We start from the raw sequence: 21,769 nt of genomic DNA on the forward strand, positions 1-21,769 counted from the left end.
CCGAATATTACCGACAAGCCCCTGCCTGCTTATGGGGTCACAATGTTGAAGTTGCCGGTGGCCTTTTCCAGCATGCCGAAAAACTGGCCCAGCTTGATGGTGCTACCGTCAATTTTGGTTTGGTCCGAGAACAACAAATCGGCGGCACCTGCTTCCCCGGCCATCATGTTCAGGAAAAACGGTTTGCTCAATGTAAGTGTGGCTGCAGAACTTTCTTCAGGCTTGCCGGCACGGTGGTGCAACACACTGTTGTTGATGCGAAGCACGTAATTTTCTTGAGTATCAGAAAACACCAGGTTGATTTGAATGTCTTCACCTTCGGCTTTGTCGCTGTTCAATGCCGCTGCCATGGCTTCCAGAAAACGCTCGGTGGGTGTGTGCTTCAGCATGTCCAGAAACATGCTTCGCTTAAAACCCTCGGTGTAACCACCTTCTCGCAGTTCAAGCGCACCGGTCAGGTAAAAGTTTCGCCAAGGCGCCGATTCCGCCATATAGCCCATCTGGTCAAAACTTTGCGCAAGCAGGTTCTTCGCGCGCGTGTTGTCGGGGTCGGCATACACCGCGTGCTTTAGCAACTCTGCGGCCCAGCGGTATTCACCTTTGTTTACGGCTTCTTCGGCCTTGTTCAGCAGGGCGTCTATACCGCCAGCCACTTCAACATACTTTTTCGCTGCTTCAACAGGGGGCAGGGGGTTCAGGTTGGCGGGGTTGGCATCAAACCAGCCCATGTAAAACTGGTACACCGCCTTTACATTGTGTGAAACCGTGCCGTAATACCCGCGACCACTCAGGAAAGTATTTAATGCGGGTGGCATAACCACCTTCTCGGCAATTTCACTTGAAGTGAAACCCGCATTCATGTGGCGCACTGTTTGGTCGTGAATGAAGCGGTACACATCGCGCTGCTTTTCCATAAAACTGCGTATATTCTCGCTGCCCCACACTGGCCAGTTGTGTTGGTGAAACATTACTTCTGCATCGCCTGCGTAGGCAATGGCTTCATCCATGTAGCTGGCCCATTTCAGTGCGTCGCGTACTTTTGCGCCACGTGGTGTGTACAGGTTGTGTAGGGTGTGGCCAAACAGTTCAGCGCTGCAGAATGCTTTCAACTCAGGCAAGTAAAATACAAATTCGGAAGGTGCCTCGCTGCCGGGCACGTTGTGAAACATAAATTCAAGCCCGTCCAGCATGTGGGTTTCTTTCGATTCTTTGACCACCAACGTGGGCGGCAAAATACCCACTTTCCCATAGGCCACCGCTTTGCCCAGGCCGTTATCGATCAGTCCTTCCGGGTTGCTGGGCAGGCGTTTGCCATACATGTAAATGGATCGCCTTGCCATGGCCATGCCCACCAGCACATTTTCACTGGTGGCTTCTTCCATGAAACCGATCGGCGCAACCACCGGTACGTTTTTGGCGGCCACTTCTTCGGCATTCATTACGCCCAATGCACCACCAAAGTGGTCCACATGGCTGTGGGTGAATACGATTGCCGTTACAGGCTTGTCGCCAAGGTGTTTGCGTGCAAAGGCCATGGCTGCACGCGCAGTTTCCTCGCTGGTCAACACGTCCACAACAATCCAGCCAGTCTCACCATCAATCAGGGTCATGTTCGACAAATCAAAGCCGCGCAATTGGTAAATTCGGTCGGCCACTTTGTACAAACCAATCTGGTTGTTCAGGCTTGCTTGTCGCCACAGGCTGGGGTTGACCGTACTGGGGGCTTTGCCTTCAATGAAGTTGAATTCATCGTAATCCCAAATTACATCGCCCTCAGCGTTCATTACTTTGCCAGTGGGCTGTGCAATCAAGCCACGCCGTGCATCGGCATTGTTGGCTGTGTCAACAAGGTCGGTGTTTGCGGCCACATCGGCATGAAAAGCCTGTGTGAATTCACTGGCTGCACTGCTTGGGTCGAGGGGGGCAGGTGCGTCTGAACACGCTGTAAGAAGGGCGGACGTACCAAGAACAAGAGCCGCCATAATCGGGCTTGATTTCATGCTGTCTCCAGAATTTTTTAATTTTTCTTATTACAGCATAAATGTGGCATTGTGCGTGTCAGTAATTCATTTGAATTCCAATTGAAAAACTAACTGGAAAACTTGGTGATCACTGTTACGGCAAATACGGTGGCCAAAATTGCTGGAATCCAGAAGGCCAAGGCGAAATGGGTGTAGCGTTCAAGCCAGCCTGTGTGCCCACCCGCAGCCATTTCGGCACCCATGTTGTGGCGCTTCCACTGCCACACCACCAACAGGCAAATCAGCAGGCCGTTGAAAGGCAAAATAGTGTCGTAGAACACATCTACCAACACATCGAAGAGTGATTTGTTGGCACCTGAATAAAAAGCAAATTCGCTAAGCCACTGCACCTGCCCGAATGACAATGCGCAAAGCAATGCACCCACCACAATACCCGCAAGAACCCAACTCAGTGCCTTGTTACGGGTTTTTTTACCTTGAGCTTTCAGTGCCGCTACGGGTACTTCGATGATGGACACCAGGGATGTAATGGCTGCAACAAATGCAAGCAGGAAAAACACAGCTGCGATGCAGCTTGAAACCAAATAGCCAAACTTGGGCGCCATGGCCATGAAAATATTGGGGAAGAATGAGAAAATCAAACCCACAGAAGAATCACTCAACTCGCTTGGGTTTGTGTTGGGGTAGATTGCAAAAATTGCGGGCAGGGTCATTAAGCCCGCCACCAAAGCCACCCCCGTGTCTGTTGCTGCAAGTAACTTCGCAGATTGAACCAGGTTGTCTTGCTTGCGCAAATATGAACCGTAAGTAATCAAGATACCCATGCCCAGCGACAGTGAAAAGAAAGCCTGCGACAGCGCACCGTTCACCACGCTCCAGGTAATTCTGTCCAGTTGGGGGGTGAAGTAGAATTTCAAGCCAGCGCTGGCATTGGGCAAAGTCAGCACAAAAACTGCCAACCCGATCAACATTACAAAAAGCATGGGCATCAGCAAACGTGACGCTTTTTCAATTCCATCCCGAACACCACCTTTCAGTACAAACACCACAATTGCAATTACAGCCGCCAAGTAGGCAAATATCCAAGGGCTGGTAATGAACCCGCCAAAAAACACTGGGGTGGCCAACTGGTCAAGCTGGCCGAGCAACACCAATACGAAATAACCCAACAGCCACACGGTCAACACACTGTAAAACACGGCGATCATGAACGGTGTAATCAGTGACAAAGCACCTGCCAACACCCATGCCTTGTTGCCTTTCGCCACTTGATGAAATGCACCCAACGGGCCTTTGCCCGTGGCACGCCCCAAGCTTAGTTCAGCAAGAATAAGCGGCAGGCAAATGGCCACTACAAAAAAAATGTACAGTAGCAAAAAAGCGCCGCCACCATTTTTGGCAGCAGCCACTGGAAAGCCAACCAAATTTCCAATGCCCACTGCTGAACCTGCTGCAGCCAGTACAAAGCCGATTTTGGAGCTGAATTGGTCTGGATTGTTTTGCATGGCTGTGCCGTTTCCTCAATATAAAAAGGACAATCAATTTGGGAATGTTTAGGGAATTATACGACCGACATATGTTGCCCACCCTGCTTGACTTCGCCTGCGGCATGAAAGCGATTAACCGGCAGCGCCAGAAGGTGGTGCCCAAGGCCACGGGCAAAGTGCTTGAAATCGGCATTGGCACGGGTTTGAACATGCGCCATTACGATGCTGCAAAAGTTGAAAAAATCATAGGTCTGGACCCTGCAATGCAAATGCACCGCTTGGCCAAAAAACGTATACAGCAAACTGGCTTAAGTGTTGAGTTAATGGGCCTGCCCGCCGAGAAAATTCCGCTGCCTGATGCCAGCATTGACACCATTGTAATGACCTACACCCTGTGCACCATTCCTGAACCTGTGCAGGCTTTGAAAGAAATGCGCAGGGTACTGAAGCCGGGTGGCAAGCTGTTGTTTTGCGAGCATGGTGTGGCACCCGACGAAGCAGTGCGCAATACGCAAAACCGTTTGCAGCCGATCTGGGGAAAACTGGCTGGTGGTTGCCATTTGAACCGCAACATTCCAGCCCTGTTGAAAGCTGGCGGTTTTGATTTGGATGAAATAGAAACCATGTACGTGCCTGGCCCCAAAGCATTCACCTACAATTATTGGGGTACGGCGTATTCCGAAAGTAACTAGCTAGAAAACTAGGCCTTTACTTGGGCAGGGTAGCCCGCCTCGCTGATTGTTTTGGCCAGGCTGGCTGCGGGCAGTGTGCTTTCTACCTGCACCAGTTTCTGTGCCAAATCAATTTGCACTTGCGCTGCAGGGTCTTGTGCTTTCACAGCACGCTCCACATTGGCAGAACAACCGCCACATTTCATTTTTTCAACTGTTAATTCAATCATTGTTCTACTCCGGTGGGTTGATCACAAATGTAGCTTGAAGCTTCCAACCGTGGTAAGGTCAAGTGCTTGACTTTGACATCATGGGAAGGTTCATTCTGTGGGCATTGTTTAACGGAGAATGCCGTGAGTAGCAACAACACATTGAATTTGGCCGTGGGGGGAATGAGCTGTGCCTCGTGTTCCTCGGCCGTAGAAAAAGCCTTGCTGAAAGTAAGCGGCGTGCAAAACGCCACCGTGAATTTGGCCACTGAGAAAGCCCAGATTGAATTCACAGCCCCGGCCACCCCTGAACACCTGGCCAAGGCAGTGGTCGATGCGGGTTATGACGCTGAAATTCTGAATGAAAGCGGCGAAAAGTTAGGCACACAAGCCACAACCCAAAACACTGCAGCCAGGGAAGGTTTCGGCGAAGGTGCATTGGTTGTAATTGCAGCTTTGTTAACCCTGCCACTGGTGTTGCCCATGGTGGCCATGCCATTTGGAAAACACTGGATGCTGCCCGGTTGGGTGCAGTTGTTTCTGGCCATTCCTGTGCAGTTCTGGTTGGGTGGGCGTTTCTACCGCGCAGGCTTGAAAGCCATTCAGAACCGCACCGGCAATATGGATTTGCTGGTGGCCATTGGTACCACTGCTGCGTTTGGCCTGTCTGTGTACATGATGGACCAAGGCAGCAGCCACCTGTACTTCGAAGCTTCCAGTGCAGTTATCACCCTGGTGATGTTGGGCAAATGGCTTGAAGGCCGTGCCAAGCGACAAACCACGGCAGCCATTGCTGCCTTGCAGGCTTTGCGCCCCGACACCGCACGCGTGCGCCGCAATGGTGTTGAACAAACCATTCCCATGGCAGAAGTGAAGTTGAGTGACGAGGTGGTGGTTCGCCCCGGTGAACGCATACCTGTGGATGGTTTGGTGCTGGAAGGCAGCAGCCATGTGGATGAAGCCTTGATCACCGGCGAAAGCGAACCCATAGTGAAAGCTGCGGGCACAAAGGTGACGGGTGGTGCCGTGAATATTGATGGTTTGCTGTTGATTCAAACCAGCGCCATTGGCACTGAAACCACACTGGCCAGAATTATTCGCCTGGTGGAAGACGCACAAGCCGCGAAGCCCAATATTCAAAAACTGGTCGATAAGGTAAGCGCGGTGTTTGTGCCAGTGGTGTTGGTGATTGCCTTGTTTACAGTATTGGCATGGGGCTTTTTTGGGTCTGCTGAAAACGCTTGGGAACAAGCCATTCTGAATGCTGTGGCCGTACTGGTGATTGCCTGCCCGTGTGCATTGGGCCTGGCAACACCCACAGCAATTATGGCGGGCACAGGGGTGGCCGCGCGCAATGGCATTCTGATTAAAGACGCGCAGGCGCTTGAACTGGCGCACAGCATTAACACCGTGGTGTTCGACAAAACCGGCACGCTGACTGTGGGCAAACCCACCTTGATGCAGCTTGAGGCGGTGCATGGCGAAAGCCATGACATGTTGGCCAAAGCCGCTGCAGTGGAAGCTGGCAGCATGCACCCGCTGGCCAGCGCTGTGAAAAACCGTGCTGAACAAGACGGGTTGACGATTCCCAAAGCCAGCGATTTGCAAGACGTGGCAGGCAAGGGTTTGTCGGCCAACGTGGGTGATTCACGTGTGTATGTGGGCACCATTCGCTGGATGGAAGAAATGGGTATTGCGGCCAGCAGCATGCAGCAAGTACAGGGTAACTTGAATGCCAGTGCAGCAACCCGTTCCTGGGTGGCTGAAGAAACCGGCATGGGCATTCGCTTGTTGGGTGTTCTGGCCTTTGGCGACGAATTGAAGCCCAGCGCACATGGCGCTGTTAGTTCGCTGCATGCATTGAATGTAAACACAGTGCTGCTAACCGGCGACACGCAAACCAGCGCAGAACGGGTTGCCTCTGAACTGGGCATCAAGCAGGTAATGGCGGAACAACTGCCGGGCGATAAATCGGAAGCCGTAGCGGCCTTGCGAGATTCGAAAGTAGGCAGCAAACAGGTGGTGGCCATGGTGGGCGACGGCATCAATGATGCGCCCGCACTGGCCATGGCCGACGTCAGCTTTGCCATGTCCACCGGCACCGATGTGGCCATGCACACTGCCGACATTACCTTGATGCGTTCTGACCCCAGCCTGGTGGCGCAAACCATTGACATTTCACGCCGCACCTACAACAAGATCAAACAGAACCTGTTCTGGGCATTCATTTACAACGCAGTGGGCATTCCGCTGGCGGCTTTGGGTTACCTGAACCCGGTGCTGGCAGGTACGGCAATGGCGCTGAGTTCAGTCAGTGTGGTCACCAACGCATTGATGTTGCGCAACTGGAAACCTAAAAGTGGAGCATGAAATGAGCAATCACTACTTCACCATCGGCGAAGCGGCTATGGAATCCGGTATCTCTGCAAAGATGATTCGCCATTACGAACAGGTGGGCTTGCTGAAAGAAGCAGCGCGAACCGAGGCGGGTTATCGGCTTTACACCGATCGGGATTTGCATGTGCTGCGCTTCATTCGACATTCACGCGATTTGGGTTTTTCGATCAAACAAATCGAAGAATTACTCGGCCTGTGGCAAGACGTGGACCGACCCAGTCGAGAGGTGAAAAAACTGGCGCAGTTGCACCTGAATGCATTGAATACAAAAATTCTTGAGTTGAATGCCATGAAGGCGGAACTTGAACGTTTGGTGAACTGCTGCAAGGGCGATTCCCGACCCGATTGCCCAATTCTTGAAGGGCTGGCCGCCGAATAACTATTGGAAACCGGAAACCACTGCGGTGTGGCCTGTTTCAGTGGTGCTGACAAGCACTGGCAGGCCGTACAAGGCGCTTAATGACTGCGAGGTAATCACGTCATGCGCGGGGCCTTGCGCAAGCACTGCACGGCCCTTGAGCAGGCAGGCTGTGGCATTAATACCCAGTGCGTCTTGCGGGTTGTGTGTGCTGAAAATAACACTTTTGCCCTGCGCGGCCATTAAGGCCAGCGTTTGCATTACCTTTGCAGCATTGGCGAAATCCAGGTTGGCGGTGGGTTCATCCAGCACCACAATGTTTGCGCCCTGGCACAGGGCGCGCGCAATCAGCACCAGTTGCTGTTGCCCGCCTGAAAGCAGGCTGAAATCACGTTGCTTCAATGCTGCAATGCCCAGTTGTTCCAATGCGGTGTCTACTGCCAAATAGTCTGCTTTGCCGGGGCCACCAAACAGCCCCCAGTTTTGTGTGCGGCCCATTAACACCGTGTCGCCAACGGTAAAACCCAAACTGCTGCCGTGGCTTTGTGGCACATAGGCCAGTTGCCTGGCCAGGTCATGCGTGGGCAGTTGCTGCAAGGGGGTGTTGTTCAACAGAACTTGCCCGGCACACGGCTCAATTAAATTGAGCAAGGTTTTTATCAAGGTGCTTTTGCCGCTGCCATTGGGGCCAAGCAGGCAAAGAATTTCGCCTTGCTTCAGCTCAAGGTTAATGTGCTCAACAACCGCACAACCCCCATGCCCAACCGACAAATTCTGAGTGTACAAACTCATTCCGGCACTCCGCGTTTTTTCAGCAACAAGCCCAGAAAAAACGGTGCACCCACCAGGGCAGTCAAAATACCCAGTGGTACTTCAATGTCGCCGTAGCTTCGCGACGCTGTGTCGACCAGCAGCAGAAACAGGGCACCCATCAAAATGGAAGTGGGTAACAAGCGCGCAAGACTTGGCCCGACCAAGAGGCGTGCTGCGTGGGGTATCAGCAGGCCTATCCATCCAATAACACCGGAAACTGCCACCACAGCACTGGTCATTACGGTGGCCAGTGCAATTACGGTAATTCGCAAGGGTTTAACAGGCACACCAAGAGCTTGCGCTTCGTGTTCGGGAAGGCTAAGTACGTTAAGCCGCCAGCGCAGCAGGTACAAAACACCACAAGCCAACACCACCACTGGCGCAATGGCGAATATTTCCAGCATGGTGACGCCGCTTAAGCTGCCCAGCAGCCAAAATGTGATGGCGGGAAGTTGATCATAGGGATCAGCAAGAATTTTTAGTAGCGATGTCACTGCGCCAGCCAGTGCACCCAGCACCACCCCAGTAAGCACCAGCACCAAGGTGCGGTCAGCATGTTGCATGGCCTTGCCCAGGGCAATTACCAACAGCACGGCAGCCACGCCACCCGCAAAGGCCAGGCCCTGCACACCCAACATTGGTAAACTGAAGAACAGCCCCAACACCGCACCCAAGCCTGCACCTGCTGAAACCCCCAAAATGTCGGGCGATACCAAGGGGTTTCTGAACAACAACTGATAAGCAGCACCGGCAGCAGCCAATGCCGCACCCACCAAAATGGCACCCAGAATTCGGGGCAGGCGAATGTCTTGAATGACTTGAACGGTCATGGCTTCGCCCTCACCGAAAAGCGCCGGCAGACTTTCTTCCAGATTAACCGGGTAAGCACCCAAAGTTAGTGACATGGCAGCGACGCCCAGCAAGGCGAGCAACAGCAACAGCAGGCAGAAAGGCAGGGCAATGCGTGGCATGTGCATCAGGGCTGTGAAGAAGAGCCCGAGTATATCCCATCAATTTTGAAGCATCTGTGTAATCACGGTTTTCAACACGCGCCCAATGTCGTCGGCTTTCATATTGGGGTCGCGAATAGCGCGAATTTGTAAGCCATCAAACAGCGCCATCAGGATGGTCGACTTTGCCGCCAGGTTAAGCGGGCAGGGCGGTGGCCCCTTTAATGCCCCTTCCACTGGCTGTACACCTTTGATCAGGTTAATTACTTTTTCGCGAATTACAGCATCCGTGCTTTGCACTGTCGCAGCCACCTTCGGGTTTCTGGCCGCTTCAGCCAGAATTTCCGTGTCCAGTTCACTGCGGTCAATGCGGCGCTGAACACCTTCATCAACTGTACCCAGCATGGCTTTCAGAATGTCTTTTTCACCCTGAATTTTTGCGATCCGCTCCAAGGCCTGGTCCAAGTCGCGCTTCACCATGGCCTCGATAATCGCTTCCTTGCTTTCAAAGTAGTTGTAGATGTGCCCGGCGCTCATGCCGAAAGATTTTGCAATCTCCGACATGCTCGCGCCGTGAAATCCACTTTTTCGGAAACATTCGGCCGCGGCATCCAGAATTTGCTGGCGGCGAAGTTCGGCCTTGCTGTTCAACTGGTTGGCCTCAAGGTTCATGTCAGTCTCCCGATTGAGCGGTCTTTTTTTGAGCACGCTTCTTGGTGAATATTTGGGTCACCACCACAAAGAACAAAGGCACGAAGAAAATACCCAATGCAGTGGCGGCAATGGTGCCGCCCAGCACGCCAGTACCAATCGCGTTCTGGCTGCCTGAGCCTGCCCCGGTCGAAATGGCCAATGGCACTACGCCCAAACCAAATGCCAATGAAGTCATCAGAATAGGGCGCAAGCGCATGCGCACTGCATCCAGCGTGGCTTCCACCAAATCACGACCCTGGTCAAACTGATCTTTAGCAAACTCTACGATCAGAATGGCGTTCTTTGCAGACAAGCCCACTGTGGTCAGCAAGGCCACCTGGAAATACACGTCGTTGGCCAAGCCGCGGCTGCTGGCTGCCAGCAGCGCACCCACAACACCCAATGGAACTATCAACATGACCGCAAATGGAATGGTCCAGCTTTCATACAGGGCCGCAAGGCAAAGGAACACGATGAGCAGTGAAAGCGCATACAGCAGGGGTGCCTGTGAACCGGATTGCCGCTCTTCATACGACAGGCCAGTCCACTCAATACCCAATCCATCTGGCAAGTTGGCAGCTATGGCCTCCATTGCGTCCATGGCATCGCCAGAACTCATGCCTGGCGCTGCCTGGCCCTGGATTTCAACTGCTGGCAAACCGTTGTACCGTTCAAGTCGGGGCGAGCCCATGCTCCATTCCGCAGTTGCGAAATTGGAGAAGGGCACCATTTCACCCTGGTTGTTGCGCACAAAAAAGCGGTTCAGGTCTTCTGGCAGCATGCGGTAAGGTGCATCGGCTTGCATATACACGCGTTTTACCCGACCACGGTCCAGAAAGTCATTGATGAAACTGCCGCCCCAAGCGGAAGTCAGTGTGTCGCTGATTTCTGCCACGCTGACACCCAACGCACCTGCTTTGGCATTGTCAATGTTCAGTCGGTATTGGGGTGTGTCGGCCGTCGCGTTCGGGCGTACACCCGAAAGAATAGGATTCTTCGCTGCTTCAGCGATCATGTCGCTTCTGGCTTGCAACAGGGCGTCTCGGCCCAAACCTGTGCGGTCTTGAATAAACAGGTTAAAACCCGTGGCATTGCCCAGTTCGCGAATCGGCGGCGGTGCGAAGGCGAAGGCCTGCGCTTCAGGCCAGCTCGCAAATTCCTTGGTTGCGCGTTCAACCACACTGGCGGCAGAATTTTCATCGCCAGGCCGTTCACTCCAATCGCGCAGGCGAACAAATCCAATGCCTGAATTTTGTCCGGTACCCGAGAAGCTGAAGCCTGCAACCGTGAACAAAGACTTCACCGTTGCCTCTTCCTTGTTGAGAAAATAGTCTTCCATTTTGGCCAGAACTTGCAAGGTTTGTTCTTGTGTAGCGCCCGGTGGAAGTTGCACTTGCGTGAAGAACACGCCCTGATCTTCATTCGGTAAGAACGAAGTAGGCAGCCGGGTGAACATGAAGGCGGTAATCGCCAGCAAACCCCCATAAATAATCAGGTACCTGCCTGATTTTTGCAGCATTCGGCCCACGGTGCCCTGGTAACGGGTGTTGCTGGAATCGAACTTGCGGTTGAACCAGCCGAAGAAGCCTTTTTTCTCGTGCGTGTGGCCCTTCTCAATGGGTTTCAGCATCGTCGCGCAAAGGGCTGGCGTAAGCACCAACGCCACCACGACGGACAAGGCCATGGCCGATACGATTGTGATTGAGAATTGTTGGTAGATCACACCCGCAGAGCCTGGAAAAAAGGCCATAGGCACAAATACTGCCGACAGCACTAGGCCAATACCAACCAGCGCTCCCGTGATCTGGTCCATCGACTTCCGTGTGGCCTCAAGCGGCGGCAAGCCTTCCTCGGCCATCACACGTTCCACGTTTTCAACCACCACAATGGCGTCGTCCACCAGCAAGCCGATGGCCAGTACCATGGCAAACATCGTGAGTGTATTGATTGAGAAACCAAAGGCGGAAAGCACAGCGAATGTGCCCAATAGCACCACGGGCACGGCGATGGTTGGAATCAGGGTGGCGCGGAAGTTTTGAAGGAACAGGTACATCACCAGGAAAACCAGAATGATGGCCTCGATCAAGGTTTTCACAACGCCTTCAATGGAGATCTTTACGAATGGTGTGGTGTCATAGGACACATCCCATTCCATTCCTTCGGGAATCAGCGGTGTAATACGCTCCATCTCTTCAATCACCGACTCCGCGGTGTCCAACGCGTTGGCGCCCGAGGCGAGGCGTATGCCAATGCCGGATGCATTGCGCCCATTCCAGCGCGGCAGAATATTGTAATTTTCGCTGCCGTAATCTAGGCGGGCCACATCTTTTAAACGAACGGTGGCACCGTCTTCCGATGTCCGCAAAATAATCTGTTCAAAATCTTCTGGCGTTTCAAGCAAACTTTGAGCTGTGATGGTTGCCGTCAGTGATTGCCCCTTCACAGCGGGCGCTGCGCCCAGTTCACCTGCCGAAACCTGCGCATTTTGTGCAAGTACTGCATTGCGAATGTCGCCTGCAGACACCTTGAACTGGTTCATTTTGTCCGGGTTTAACCAAATGCGCATCGCGTAGGGGCTACCAAAAACTTGCACCTCACCCACGCCGTTCACTCGGCTGATGGTGTCTTGAACATTCGAAGTAATAAAGTCGGCCAGTTCCGTTGATGTAAACGCACCATCGACCGCAGTGAAGGCGATCACCAACAGGTAACCGGTTGCGCTTTTGGTGACTTGAATGCCCTGGCGCTGGACAGCACTGGGCAACAGCGCATTGGCCAGGCTCAGTTTGTTTTGCACTTGAACCTGCGCGATGTCCGGGTTGGTGCCAGGTTCGAATGTCAATTCAATTCGTAGCCGGCCAGTGGAATCGCTCGTGGACTTCATGTAGCGCAAGCCATCCAGTCCGGTCATTCGCTGCTCGATCACCTGTGTGACAGAGTCTTGAAGTGTTTCCGCCGACGCACCGGGGTAGGTCGCTTGAATGGTCACTGCAGGTGGCGCAATGGCCGGGTACTGCGCAATCGGCAAATTGAAAATCGCCAGCGCACCGGCCAGCATGATCACTATCGCGATCACCCATGCAAAAATCGGGCGATCAATAAAAAATCGGGACATCGTACAACTCCTGCCAGGCGGTGTTTATTTGTTCTCGGTGTCGGAAATAATTTCGGCTTCTTCACCGGGGCGAACTTTCTGAATGCCATCGACAATCAGGCGGTCGCCTGCTTGAAGGCCTTCAGCGATCAGCCACTGGTCACCAATGGCCCTGGCAGTTTTTACACTGCGTTTTTCAACTTTATTTTCAGCGGTCAACACAAAAGCGGAAGGCTCGCCGGTGGCATCACGCATGATGGCCTTTTGCGGTACCAAAATACTGGCTTCACGCACGCCTTCTTCAAGTGAGGCACGCACATACATGCCAGGCAGCAGCTGTTGGTCTGGATTGGGAAAAACAGCGCGCAAGGTTACGGTTCCCGTGTTTTGGTCAACAGTGACGTCGCTGAACTGCAACTTGCCCGTTTGTGCATAATCGGATCCGTCCTCAAGCTTCAAGGTGACTGTCGCTGCGTCTTTCCCTGCACTTTTCAATACGCCGCTTTCAAGGTCACGCTTGAGTTGCAACAATTCCGTCGTGGATTGGGTCAGGTCGACATAAATTGGATCGAGTTGATGAATGGTGGTCAGTGGATTGGTTTGGCCTTGTTGCACCAAAGCACCTGCGGTGATGTTGGATCGCCCAATCTGCCCGCTGATCGGCGCCGTTACGCGAGTGTAAGTCAGGTTGATCTGGGCCGATTGCAGGGCAGCCTTGCTGGCTGCCACGTCGGCCTGCGCAAGTTTCAACGTTGCGAACGCGTCATCACGTTCCTGTTGGCTTACCGCATTCTGTTTGGCCAGTTCCTGAAAACGATCATTGCGAATGGTTGCGCTGGTCAAGCTGGCCTGTGCTTTTTCCAGCATGGCTTTGGCGCTGGCATATTCGGCCTGGTAGGTAGATGGATCAATTTGGTAGAGCGACATTCCAGCCTTCACCTTGCTGCCTTCCTGAAACTGGCGTGCTTTGATGATGCCATTGACCTGCGGACGCACTTCAGCGATCAAATAAGGGCTGGTTCTGCCGGGTAGTTCGGTGAAAAGTGAAACTGGTTTTGCAGTGACCTCAAGTACCCGCACTTGGGGCAGGGTTGGCGAGGCTGCAGCATTGGCACCGCCTTCTTGACTGCCGCAACCGGCCAGGGACAGGCTGCCGACAGTCAACAAGGCGCTGATGCACAGCGCACTATTTCGTTTGTAAATCATGGAACTACCTCAATATGGAATCAATGCGAAAGTTGCGGGGCACTGATGCTGAGAGGCCCCTGAACTGTCAATGGACAAGAAAACTGAATGAACGTTCATTCTTTATCCTACCAAAATTGAAATTTGCGCTCAAGCGCGCATGCGTTTCTAATGAACGAACAATCTTTTTCATGGAGTGAATGTTTTGGATCTTTCTTCAGTGGTGATAGTGGGTGGTGGTGCCGGCGGTCTGGAACTGGCTTGCAAGCTGGGGCGCAAGCTTGGGCCTGACAGGGTGGTCCTGGTGGACCCGAAGATGTACCACATCTGGAAACCATCGCTTCACGAGGTGGCAGCGGGCACGCTGGACATTCACCAAGAAGGTTTGTCTTACCCCATGCTGGCTCACAACAACGGATTCAATTTCGTATTGGGTTCCATGATGGGCCTTGATGCAACAAATAAAACGGTCAATGTTGCTGCGGTGACTGACGACGCGGGCGATGAAGTACTGCCCGCACGTGTACTTTCATTTGGAACGTTGGTGATCGCTGTGGGCAGTCAGTCAAATTATTTTGGGGTAAAGGGTGCGCAGGATTACACCATTTCACTGGACGGGCCCCAACAGGCTGAAAACTTCCGCTTGAAGATGTTAAAGCATTTGGCCACGCTCGACATGCGCAAGAAAGACCAGCCCGATGCCAGCCTGGACATTGTAATTATTGGCGCAGGTGCCACCGGGGTGGAATTGGCCGCCGAACTGCGCGAGGCAAGCCACGTGCACAGTCGTTATGGGTTTAGCCGAATTGATGCAGCGAAGGATGTAACCATCACGCTTTTGGAGGGTGCACCCACCATTTTGCACGTGCTGCCTGAAAGTGTTTCAAGCGCTGCTTTGACTTTGCTGCAACAACGGCACATCAAAGTGGTGAACAACTGCAGGGTGGTGGAAATTTCTGCCAAGCAGGTTGAAGACGCCCATGGCAACCGTTACAAGGCCGACCTGTGCGTGTGGGCTGCTGGAATCAAAGCCCCGGCCTGGCTGGCCAATCTGGGCTTGCCTGTGAACCGCAATGGTCAACTTGAAGTACAGGGCGATTTGCGAGTGAAGGGGCAAAGCGATATTTTTTCCCTGGGCGATTGTGCCGCCTGTGAACAACCCGACGGCAGCATGGTGCCACCGCGTGCGCAGTCTGCCCATCAGCAAGCGGACTATATTTACCAGGCCATATTGAGTCAGGAAAAGGGCAAATCTGCCACAAGGGAACCCTACTTGTACAAAGACCACGGATCGCTGGTGTCACTGGGTTCGCGAAGTTCGGTAGGCAGCTTGATGGGTGGTTTGTTCAAATCCAGCAGCATGTTTGTTGAGGGTTTTTTTGCACGCACCATGTATGCAAGCTTGCACTTGATGCATCACTATGCAGTGCTAGGCGGAATGAAAACTGTGCTGTTGGCTTTGGCGAGATTTCTGGTCAAACGCGCCACGCCCTTGGTGAAGCTGCATTAGGTTAGTAAGTGCGCAAATCGTCCACGGCAATTTCACCAAACTTTGGCCCCAGCAAATAGCCAAGTATTCGTGCGCCGGTTTCTTCTGCACTGGTCAACAATCCTTGTTCGTGTAGTTCAATAAAGCGTTGTTTGTTCGGGAAGTGCGCTTCGTCGACTTGGCGGATTTGCGCCTGCATGCCCGTGTCAATCACACCTGGCGCCAGGCTACAAATGCGCACATTCGATAGATTGTCTTGTTGAACCGCCTGCGCATGCATGTCGAGCGCGGCCTTGGTGGCGCAGTACACGGCCCAGCCCGAGTAGGCACTTCGCCCAGCACCGCTGGAAACGTGCAAAATACGCAGCTGCTGGACAGGTTTTAGCTGCTGGGAAATGAGCGCGCTCAGTGCCAGCGGCGTACCTACATTCAATTGCACACTGCGTGAAACATCGTGGGGGTTTTGTGTCTCCAAAGGGCCAATTGGAGTGACCCGACCTGCATTGTTAATCAAAAGTAAAAGTGTTGCGTTTTCAATGAATTGTTGCAGTTCCGGGGATGTTTCCAGGATTTCGAGCGCTGAGTTTTCACTTAAATCAATTGCGATTTGATGCAAAAGAGTTGGAAACCGAGGTTGAAGTGTGGTGTTTATCGAGCTGGAAAGACCCAGAACTGGGTGTCCTTGCGCCAGAAGAGCTCCCGCGATTCCCAAACCGAGCCCTTTGCTGTGACCCGTTACTATCGCTTTGATCATGGTTTTTTTTGGTTCAACTTAAGGTACAGGATGGAACTGGCCAGCACCAAGGTGACTGCATTGGCGGCCACTACAGGCCACTGTTTTACCATTAATCCATAGATCAGCCAGCACAGAACACCCAAACAAAAACACGCGTACATGCCCAAAGAAATACTGTGGGTGTCGCGTGTTTTCCAGCAATAGACCACCTGTGGAACAAACGAAAAGGTGGTCAGTGCTGCTGCCATGAAGCCCAGTGCCTGGGCCCAATCAACCTGCATTTAGTCGGCCTGAATTTTCTGGGCTGTTTCTTTGTACACCGCGACACGGCTGCCACCAATCGCGATGGCTTTGTTAATTGCGGCGCGTGCTTCGCTCTTGCGATCCAACTTGATCAATGTCTCGGCTAGGTTGTTCCAGGCGTCGGCCATATCTGGGTAAACACCGACCGCCTTTTGGTAGTACTGTTCAGCTTCAACGTACTTCTCAGCACCATAGGCCAGATTACCCAGGCCAAAGTGGAACCAGGGTTCTGTTGGCCATGTTTTTGCCCCTTGTTGATAAGCAAGTCCGGCGTTTTTGATGTCAGAACGTTCTAGCGCGACAGCAGAATTCAAATAACCCTGCGCGTTCACATAGTTAGGCGGTTCAGCACCCGGTTTAATCACGGTGAATCCCCAATTTTTTGATCGTTCCCAAAGTTTCAGGAAGGTGGCAACCGGGATCAGCTCACGTTCTTTGGGGCCAGAGCGAAGAATCATGTTGTTGGTGGCCGGTTCATAGCCCACCACCACGGCATAGTGCCATTGCGGGGCAATCTGCAACGACAGGTTTAACAGCACAACCACTGGCGACCCCGCATTCAGGGCGTCAAACAGGGCAGGTAATTTTGGCTCGATCTGGTAACTCAGGTAGCCAAGGCGGCGTGGGGCAGCCAGCATTTCAAGCTGTAAACTACCCTGGCGGCCGGGCAGATAAACCAGTTCGGCAAGTTTGTTGGGTTCAGTGCTTTCGCCAGCATGGTTCAGGACCATGGCCAATGTGGATGGGCCACAATAGAACTCTTCCTGAGCGAAGAAGGGTACGTTTTTTAATTCAACGGGGGGCTGAGATTGAACGGTACTTTGAAGGTCTTGCGGGACCGTTGGCAGCAGGGAACAGCCTGCCAACAGCCCTACAAGTACTGCTGAACCCGCCAAGCGGGCCCAGGCGGTACTAGAAAAACTTAATTTCATCGAGCTGATCGGGTAAACGGGAATACCTTGGTCAAGCCAAGAATGTCGGTTACCAACAAAATAATGAACACAGTGAATATTACACCAACAATGCCGGCGCCCGCAGGGGCATCTTCAATGTGGGCTGCAAGCTTCTGTGCCTCTTCTTCGGTCATGGAATCAACGCGAGCTTTGGCAACCTCAGGGCTTACGCCATGTGCTTGCAAAGCGTTCGCAATGTCTTCACGGTCGAAGAATTGTTTAAGTTCGGTACGGTCCTGCTGATGCATGGCAACAGCTTGTTCGGTACTTACGATTGCAGCGTGAGCGGGTGCAACAATAAAGCTGCTTGAAAAACTCAACAAAACTGCAAGTGCTGTTCCGCGCATGGATTTAGTCATTTTTTACTCCATCATTCTTGTGTGTGGGAAATTCATCATACGGTTAAACAAGCATCACTGCTTGCTTATTCCGAGTCAACCAAACGAAAGCCCCTGCGTTTTAGTTGACATCACAGCAAGGAGGATTTGTGATGAAAAATCGTTTGTTCAGAATTTTTTCGGCCAGTTGCGCAGTTTTGGCTGGTCTGGCCTTGGCACCAACCCAAGCGCAAGCCATTAACATTTCAATTGGCGTGGGCGGTGAGGTGTTGCCCGGTGTTTACGGTTCGGTCAATCTCGACAACGGCCGCTACCCAACCTTGGTTTATGCCGAGCCGCTGATCATCAAGCGCCAATCACGCATTTTGTCGCCTGTGTATCTGCACGTACCCCCGGGGCATTTAAAAAAATGGGATCGTTACTGTGATCGGTACGGCGCATGTTCACGCCCTGTTTACTTTGTGAAGTCGCGCGATTATTACAATTTCAGCCCACGGTACATTGATCAACGCTACGTGTACCGTGACCGCGTTACTTATGTAAACCGGGGTGGTTATGATCGCCGTGATGTGTACGATCGCCGGGACTACAATCGCCGCGACTATGACCGTCGTGAATATCGCCGAGATGACCGTCGTGGATATGACTCCCGCGGTTACGATCGCAAAGACTGGAAACACGATGGACGCGGGCATGGCAAGCATGGGCGTGGTCGGGACGATTAAAACCGCAATATTCAAGTCATCCTGACAGTCATCTAGAGAAGTTGACTGTGTATTTTCCCTCCAAGGGCCGACCTTCGTGTTGGCCCTTGTCTTGTGCAGCGCTACCTTGAGTTTCACTCCAAATTATTCCTACACCGGTTAGCTACTAATGGTTAGTTAGGCTCCTTGGAAGATGCACAGCAGAAGAAAAAACTCATTTTTATTTCGTATCGCGATAATATTTAAATGGTTGAAATATAAAAGATTTTTTCTTGTTCACGTAAATAAAGCAGTAAAATCATCCTTGTTTGTTGCTATCATTGCCACTGTTTGATGGCAAAGTGATTACGTAACAATTGGGCTAACCCAATTTGACTAACCTTTTGGGTGAATTCCGGAACAACGATGAAGATCATGCGCAAAAATCGTCAGGGCGGTGCACTGTTGATTGAACTGGTGTTGACCATTCCTGTTCTTCTGGCGGTCATATTTGCAATCGTTGAATATTCCGTGTTGCTGGGTGCCTTGTTAATCATGAACAACACCACGGGTGAAGCGGCGCGACAGGCCACGGTCTATCGAAGCGGGTTTACCACATCGGATTATGAAAATTTAAGTCAGGAAGCTCTGCAAGACTTGCTGCCTGCTTACGTTGGCACTTTCCGCGAACGTGTTGTGCCCTCTGTAAATTCATTTGCCTGCGGCGATTCGGTGTGCTTGCGTCTGCGTCTGGATTATCCCAATTACAGCAGCAACCCTATTGTTGGCAATTCATTCTTTATTCCTCTGCCCAGCAATTTGTCTGCGGAATCCACCACACGCGTGGAGCCCAACGATGGTTAATCACCACCATTTTCCAGCTCAAAGGGGTGCATATTCAATTTTGACTGTTTTCGTAATCTTGATGAGTCTTGGTGCCATCGGGGTTCTGGCTGTTGGGCATACCGCTTGGGAAAAGAACCGACTGCAAAGTGTTGCTGATTTGGTAGCCCTCACTGCGGCGCGCCAAATGGCAAACGGCCCTGATTTTTCTGAAGCACAAGCAATTGCGCTGGAAAATGGTTTACAAGCTGACGATGTAATCACGATTGATTGCATCATTGACAACGCGGTCACCGCAGACTGTGCCAATGCCATCACAGCCAGGGTCACGATTAATCGTTCCTTGAGTGCGCTTTTGCTGTTTTTCCCTAATCAGAATCTTTCTGTATTGGCTGAAGCAACAGTGACACCCACTGTGGTTGGAACAGTTTCTTCTGGGCTGATCGCTTTGGACACCAATCAATCCGCCTTGCTCAATGGTCTGCTAACTGCCCTGGGCGGTGGGGCAATCAATTTGAATGTGGCGCAATGGGGCAGTTTGCTCGGTAGCGACATTCGTGTTGATCTGCTTGCTCTAAGCACCGAATTGGGCCTTGGCAGTGTTAACGATTTGTTGGCTTTGAATTTGTCCGCGCTTGGCTTGCTGGAAGATGCTTTGTTGGTTGGTAATGCAGAACAGGCTGACAAAATGCAGGTTGAGGGATTGTTGAGTTTGCTTAGCGGTCCCTTGAACAGTGTGAACGTTACTGTCGGTGATTTGCTGGCACTTGATTTGTCGGGGCGCACCAACACGCCGCTTGAAGTCAGCTTGGGACAGCTTGCGCAGGTTACTTTGCTGAATGCTGTTGAAGGCGTGGGGTACATGTTACCAATTTCGTCGGGTCTTTTGAATCTCGATGTGGGCGTGAATATTCTTGAAGCACCCCAGGTGTTTGTCGGTCGGAAAACACCGTACAAAGATCCAATCGCAACAGGTCGTACTGCCCAGGTCGCGCTTGATGTACGTGTGCGTCAACCTTTGAATTTGAACCTCGCCTTGATCAATTTAAGTGCCCTTGATTTGGGTTTGCAGTTGCGGGTTGCGGGTGGTCTTGCAGAGGTGAATGAACTGAGTTGCCGATACCCACGTGCAAGCAACAACATGGTCATGACAGTTGTTCCTGCCGTTGCAGAGGTTTGTATTTCCAGCGCAGCCGCTAATTTGAATACCACCGTGGGAGCGCTGGAATGTGGTGCCCCAGCGGAGGTTTTGGACGTTACCCTCCTGGGTGTGGTCAATGCCGGGGTTACCGTGGGTGCAGAAGCCAGTTTGCGTGCGGACCCGGTGCAAAGCAGCTTTGATGGTGTGGCGCCATTTAGCGAAACAGTTGATTTAAACCTGGGTGAAACTTTGGGTAGCCTGCTACAAAACACAGACCTTGATATCAACCTGGATTTGCCATTTGTGGGGCCATTGATCAGTGGCATTGTCAATGGCTTGGTCAACGTGTTACTGAATGCACTTGAGCCTGCGCTTCGGCCTATCTTGGGCCTGGTCGGCAATATTCTTGACAGCTTGTTACAGGTGTTGGGCGTCGATTTAAATACAGTGACTGTGAATGTGGATTCAGTGGATTGCCAAAGCGTAGTGTTGACCCGATAAGATTAATCAGGCGTTGCTATTTGAGACACAGGGACCGGTTTTTGTAATCCATACATTGCGGCCAAGGCTGTTCCGGCCAGCACCACAACGCCGCCAATCAAGGTGTGCCAGCCCACGGTTTCATCCAGAAATAAATTGCCCCACAACACCCCGAAAACAGGTGTCAGAAAGGTTACCGTCAGCGCCGACGTGGGTCCAATGTCCATGACCAGACGGAAGTACAGCAGGTAAGCCACTCCACTGCACAACACGCCCACGCCCAGTATCGCCAGCCAGCTGCTCACCGCAGGCATCTGTGCTGGCAGACTGAACGGAACAAAGGGCAGCAAGATGAACGAGCCCAACAACAGACACCCGAATGCATTGGTTAACGGGTCAATGTCGCTTCCCAAATACTTGGCCATGTTGGTGGCAATCCCATAGCAGGCTGCAGCACCCAGTGCGGCGGCAATCCCCAATCCTGTGCCTTCCGTATTCAATGTTGTTGTGTCCAAACCCACAATGATTCCGACTCCTGCCAAACCCAGCAAAAGCCCCAGAATAGCCATGGGTGAGGGCACTGCGCGGGTCCAAATGAGTGCAACCAGTGCGGCCCATATTGGCGCTGTGGCATTAATGATGACCAGCACAGAAGCCGTCACTGTCAACGATGCATAGGCCACCAAAGTGAATGGCAGCGCTGAAGCAAACACTGCGATGGCTGCAATCAATTTCCAGCGTTTGACCACCTGGGTTTTTTTGTGTGTGAGCGCGAAAAGCCCACCCAGAAACAGGGCACCAAACATCACCCGCAACGCGGCCATCAGGGTTGGGGCCATGTCTACAGCTGCGATTTTGTAGAATACAAAAGATGCTCCCCAGATCATGGACAGCAGCAACAATCGCAGCGCACTGGCTTGACTCATGGTTTTCATCAGGTGGTGAGTGAATGCGCAAGTATGCT

20 protein-coding genes are annotated in these 21,769 nt (G+C 52.3%); 7 read left to right on the plus strand and 13 right to left on the minus strand.

The window, feature by feature from the left end:
- Positions 1-29: 29 nt before the first annotated feature.
- The gene (locus NSP04_RS14300; RefSeq protein WP_257513028.1) at positions 30-2,000 is read right to left on the minus strand and encodes an alkyl/aryl-sulfatase; all 1,971 of its coding nucleotides are present in this window, start codon (positions 1,998-2,000) and stop codon (positions 30-32) included.
- A gap of 89 nt (positions 2,001-2,089) precedes the next feature.
- Positions 2,090-3,487: a sodium-dependent transporter gene (locus tag NSP04_RS14305; RefSeq protein ID WP_257513029.1), complete on the minus strand. Its 1,398-nt coding sequence runs from the start codon at positions 3,485-3,487 to the stop codon at positions 2,090-2,092.
- Between the two features lie 44 nt (positions 3,488-3,531).
- Here NSP04_RS14305 and NSP04_RS14310 point away from each other — a divergent pair, with 44 nt between their 5' ends.
- Positions 3,532-4,161 carry a class I SAM-dependent methyltransferase gene (locus NSP04_RS14310; RefSeq protein WP_257513030.1) on the plus strand — a complete coding sequence of 210 codons (630 nt, stop codon included), beginning with the start codon at positions 3,532-3,534 and terminating at the stop codon, positions 4,159-4,161.
- Positions 4,162-4,169: 8 nt separating this feature from the next.
- On the opposite strand, the gene NSP04_RS14315 is transcribed toward NSP04_RS14310, so the two are convergent.
- Entirely contained in the window at positions 4,170-4,370 is a 201-nt protein-coding gene (locus NSP04_RS14315; protein ID WP_257513031.1) for a heavy-metal-associated domain-containing protein, read from the minus strand.
- A gap of 123 nt (positions 4,371-4,493) precedes the next feature.
- Between NSP04_RS14315 and NSP04_RS14320 the strand changes: the two genes are divergently transcribed.
- Positions 4,494-6,719, plus strand: a complete 2,226-nt coding sequence (locus tag NSP04_RS14320; RefSeq protein WP_371825027.1) for a heavy metal translocating P-type ATPase — start codon at positions 4,494-4,496, stop codon at positions 6,717-6,719.
- A gap of 1 nt (position 6,720) precedes the next feature.
- Positions 6,721-7,125 (plus strand): Cu(I)-responsive transcriptional regulator, encoded by a 405-nt coding sequence (cueR, locus tag NSP04_RS14325; protein WP_257513032.1) that lies wholly within the window; start codon positions 6,721-6,723, stop codon positions 7,123-7,125.
- Here cueR and NSP04_RS14330 read toward each other — a convergent pair whose 3' ends face one another.
- Genes NSP04_RS14330 through NSP04_RS14350 form a run of 5 tightly spaced genes read right to left on the minus strand, consistent with a single transcriptional unit; the run spans position 7,126 to position 13,860 of the window.
- The gene (locus tag NSP04_RS14330; RefSeq protein ID WP_257513033.1) at positions 7,126-7,896 is read right to left on the minus strand and encodes an ABC transporter ATP-binding protein; all 771 of its coding nucleotides are present in this window, start codon (positions 7,894-7,896) and stop codon (positions 7,126-7,128) included.
- On the minus strand, positions 7,893-8,888 hold the full coding sequence (locus NSP04_RS14335; protein WP_257513159.1) for a FecCD family ABC transporter permease: 996 nt from the start codon (positions 8,886-8,888) through the stop codon (positions 7,893-7,895). The genes NSP04_RS14330 and NSP04_RS14335 overlap by 4 nt, the downstream gene beginning before the upstream one ends.
- A 39-nt stretch (positions 8,889-8,927) precedes the next feature.
- Complete coding sequence (locus NSP04_RS14340; RefSeq protein ID WP_257513034.1) at positions 8,928-9,539, minus strand: TetR/AcrR family transcriptional regulator; 612 nt, start codon at positions 9,537-9,539, stop codon at positions 8,928-8,930.
- Position 9,540: 1 nt separating this feature from the next.
- On the minus strand, positions 9,541-12,675 hold the full coding sequence (locus NSP04_RS14345) for an efflux RND transporter permease subunit (protein WP_257513035.1): 3,135 nt from the start codon (positions 12,673-12,675) through the stop codon (positions 9,541-9,543).
- Positions 12,676-12,699: 24 nt separating this feature from the next.
- Entirely contained in the window at positions 12,700-13,860 is a 1,161-nt protein-coding gene (locus NSP04_RS14350) for an efflux RND transporter periplasmic adaptor subunit (RefSeq protein WP_257513036.1), read from the minus strand.
- Between the two features lie 184 nt (positions 13,861-14,044).
- Between NSP04_RS14350 and NSP04_RS14355 the strand changes: the two genes are divergently transcribed.
- Positions 14,045-15,349, plus strand: a complete 1,305-nt coding sequence (locus tag NSP04_RS14355; RefSeq protein WP_257513037.1) for an NAD(P)/FAD-dependent oxidoreductase — start codon at positions 14,045-14,047, stop codon at positions 15,347-15,349.
- A gap of 1 nt (position 15,350) precedes the next feature.
- Here NSP04_RS14355 and NSP04_RS14360 read toward each other — a convergent pair whose 3' ends face one another.
- From NSP04_RS14360 to NSP04_RS14375, 4 genes are read right to left on the minus strand one after another with little or no spacing between them, the layout of a single operon-like run.
- Complete coding sequence (locus tag NSP04_RS14360; protein WP_257513038.1) at positions 15,351-16,082, minus strand: SDR family oxidoreductase; 732 nt, start codon at positions 16,080-16,082, stop codon at positions 15,351-15,353.
- On the minus strand, positions 16,079-16,345 hold the full coding sequence (locus NSP04_RS14365) for a SemiSWEET transporter (RefSeq protein WP_257513039.1): 267 nt from the start codon (positions 16,343-16,345) through the stop codon (positions 16,079-16,081). Before NSP04_RS14365 ends, NSP04_RS14360 begins: the two co-directional genes overlap by 4 nt.
- Positions 16,346-17,299, minus strand: coding sequence for a PA2778 family cysteine peptidase (locus NSP04_RS14370; RefSeq protein ID WP_257513040.1), 954 nt, complete (start codon positions 17,297-17,299; stop codon positions 16,346-16,348). It abuts the gene before it with no gap.
- The gene (locus NSP04_RS14375; protein ID WP_257513041.1) at positions 17,296-17,679 is read right to left on the minus strand and encodes a PA2779 family protein; all 384 of its coding nucleotides are present in this window, start codon (positions 17,677-17,679) and stop codon (positions 17,296-17,298) included. The genes NSP04_RS14370 and NSP04_RS14375 overlap by 4 nt, the downstream gene beginning before the upstream one ends.
- Positions 17,680-17,810: 131 nt before the next feature.
- Between NSP04_RS14375 and NSP04_RS14380 the strand changes: the two genes are divergently transcribed.
- The 3 genes from NSP04_RS14380 (at position 17,811) to NSP04_RS14390 (ending at position 20,826) form a co-directional block, all read left to right on the plus strand.
- Positions 17,811-18,383, plus strand: a complete 573-nt coding sequence (locus NSP04_RS14380) for a hypothetical protein (protein ID WP_257513042.1) — start codon at positions 17,811-17,813, stop codon at positions 18,381-18,383.
- 393 nt (positions 18,384-18,776) lie between these two features.
- Positions 18,777-19,205, plus strand: coding sequence for a TadE/TadG family type IV pilus assembly protein (locus NSP04_RS14385; protein WP_257513043.1), 429 nt, complete (start codon positions 18,777-18,779; stop codon positions 19,203-19,205).
- Positions 19,198-20,826 carry a Tad domain-containing protein gene (locus tag NSP04_RS14390; protein WP_257513044.1) on the plus strand — a complete coding sequence of 543 codons (1,629 nt, stop codon included), beginning with the start codon at positions 19,198-19,200 and terminating at the stop codon, positions 20,824-20,826. Before NSP04_RS14385 ends, NSP04_RS14390 begins: the two co-directional genes overlap by 8 nt.
- Before the next feature lie 2 nt (positions 20,827-20,828).
- Here the strand turns inward: NSP04_RS14390 and NSP04_RS14395 are convergent, their stop codons facing one another.
- Positions 20,829-21,731 (minus strand): DMT family transporter, encoded by a 903-nt coding sequence (locus NSP04_RS14395; protein ID WP_257513045.1) that lies wholly within the window; start codon positions 21,729-21,731, stop codon positions 20,829-20,831.
- Positions 21,732-21,769 lie beyond the last annotated feature (38 nt).

Origin of the sequence: Limnobacter parvus (genome assembly GCF_024623725.1) — a bacterium.
In the GTDB taxonomy this organism is placed as follows: Bacteria; Pseudomonadota; Gammaproteobacteria; order Burkholderiales; family Burkholderiaceae_B; genus Limnobacter; species Limnobacter parvus.

Bases quoted from the DNA above. Each gene is read 5' to 3' on its own strand.
- NSP04_RS14300 (WP_257513028.1), bottom strand. From the start codon at position 2,000: ATGAAATCAAGCCCGATTATGGCGGCTCTTGTTCTTGGTACGTCCGCC.
- NSP04_RS14305 (WP_257513029.1), bottom strand. From the start codon at position 3,487: ATGCAAAACAATCCAGACCAATTCAGCTCCAAAATCGGCTTTGTACTG.
- NSP04_RS14310 (WP_257513030.1), top strand. From the start codon at position 3,532: ATGTTTAGGGAATTATACGACCGACATATGTTGCCCACCCTGCTTGAC.
- NSP04_RS14315 (WP_257513031.1), bottom strand. From the start codon at position 4,370: ATGATTGAATTAACAGTTGAAAAAATGAAATGTGGCGGTTGTTCTGCC.
- cueR (WP_257513032.1), top strand. From the start codon at position 6,721: ATGAGCAATCACTACTTCACCATCGGCGAAGCGGCTATGGAATCCGGT.
- NSP04_RS14330 (WP_257513033.1), bottom strand. From the start codon at position 7,896: ATGAGTTTGTACACTCAGAATTTGTCGGTTGGGCATGGGGGTTGTGCG.
- NSP04_RS14335 (WP_257513159.1), bottom strand. From the start codon at position 8,888: ATGCCACGCATTGCCCTGCCTTTCTGCCTGCTGTTGCTGTTGCTCGCC.
- NSP04_RS14340 (WP_257513034.1), bottom strand. From the start codon at position 9,539: ATGAACCTTGAGGCCAACCAGTTGAACAGCAAGGCCGAACTTCGCCGC.
- NSP04_RS14345 (WP_257513035.1), bottom strand. From the start codon at position 12,675: ATGTCCCGATTTTTTATTGATCGCCCGATTTTTGCATGGGTGATCGCG.
- NSP04_RS14350 (WP_257513036.1), bottom strand. From the start codon at position 13,860: ATGATTTACAAACGAAATAGTGCGCTGTGCATCAGCGCCTTGTTGACT.
- NSP04_RS14360 (WP_257513038.1), bottom strand. From the start codon at position 16,082: ATGATCAAAGCGATAGTAACGGGTCACAGCAAAGGGCTCGGTTTGGGA.
- NSP04_RS14365 (WP_257513039.1), bottom strand. From the start codon at position 16,345: ATGCAGGTTGATTGGGCCCAGGCACTGGGCTTCATGGCAGCAGCACTG.
- NSP04_RS14370 (WP_257513040.1), bottom strand. From the start codon at position 17,299: ATGAAATTAAGTTTTTCTAGTACCGCCTGGGCCCGCTTGGCGGGTTCA.
- NSP04_RS14375 (WP_257513041.1), bottom strand. From the start codon at position 17,679: ATGACTAAATCCATGCGCGGAACAGCACTTGCAGTTTTGTTGAGTTTT.
- NSP04_RS14380 (WP_257513042.1), top strand. From the start codon at position 17,811: ATGAAAAATCGTTTGTTCAGAATTTTTTCGGCCAGTTGCGCAGTTTTG.
- NSP04_RS14385 (WP_257513043.1), top strand. From the start codon at position 18,777: ATGCGCAAAAATCGTCAGGGCGGTGCACTGTTGATTGAACTGGTGTTG.
- NSP04_RS14390 (WP_257513044.1), top strand. From the start codon at position 19,198: ATGGTTAATCACCACCATTTTCCAGCTCAAAGGGGTGCATATTCAATT.
- NSP04_RS14395 (WP_257513045.1), bottom strand. From the start codon at position 21,731: ATGAGTCAAGCCAGTGCGCTGCGATTGTTGCTGCTGTCCATGATCTGG.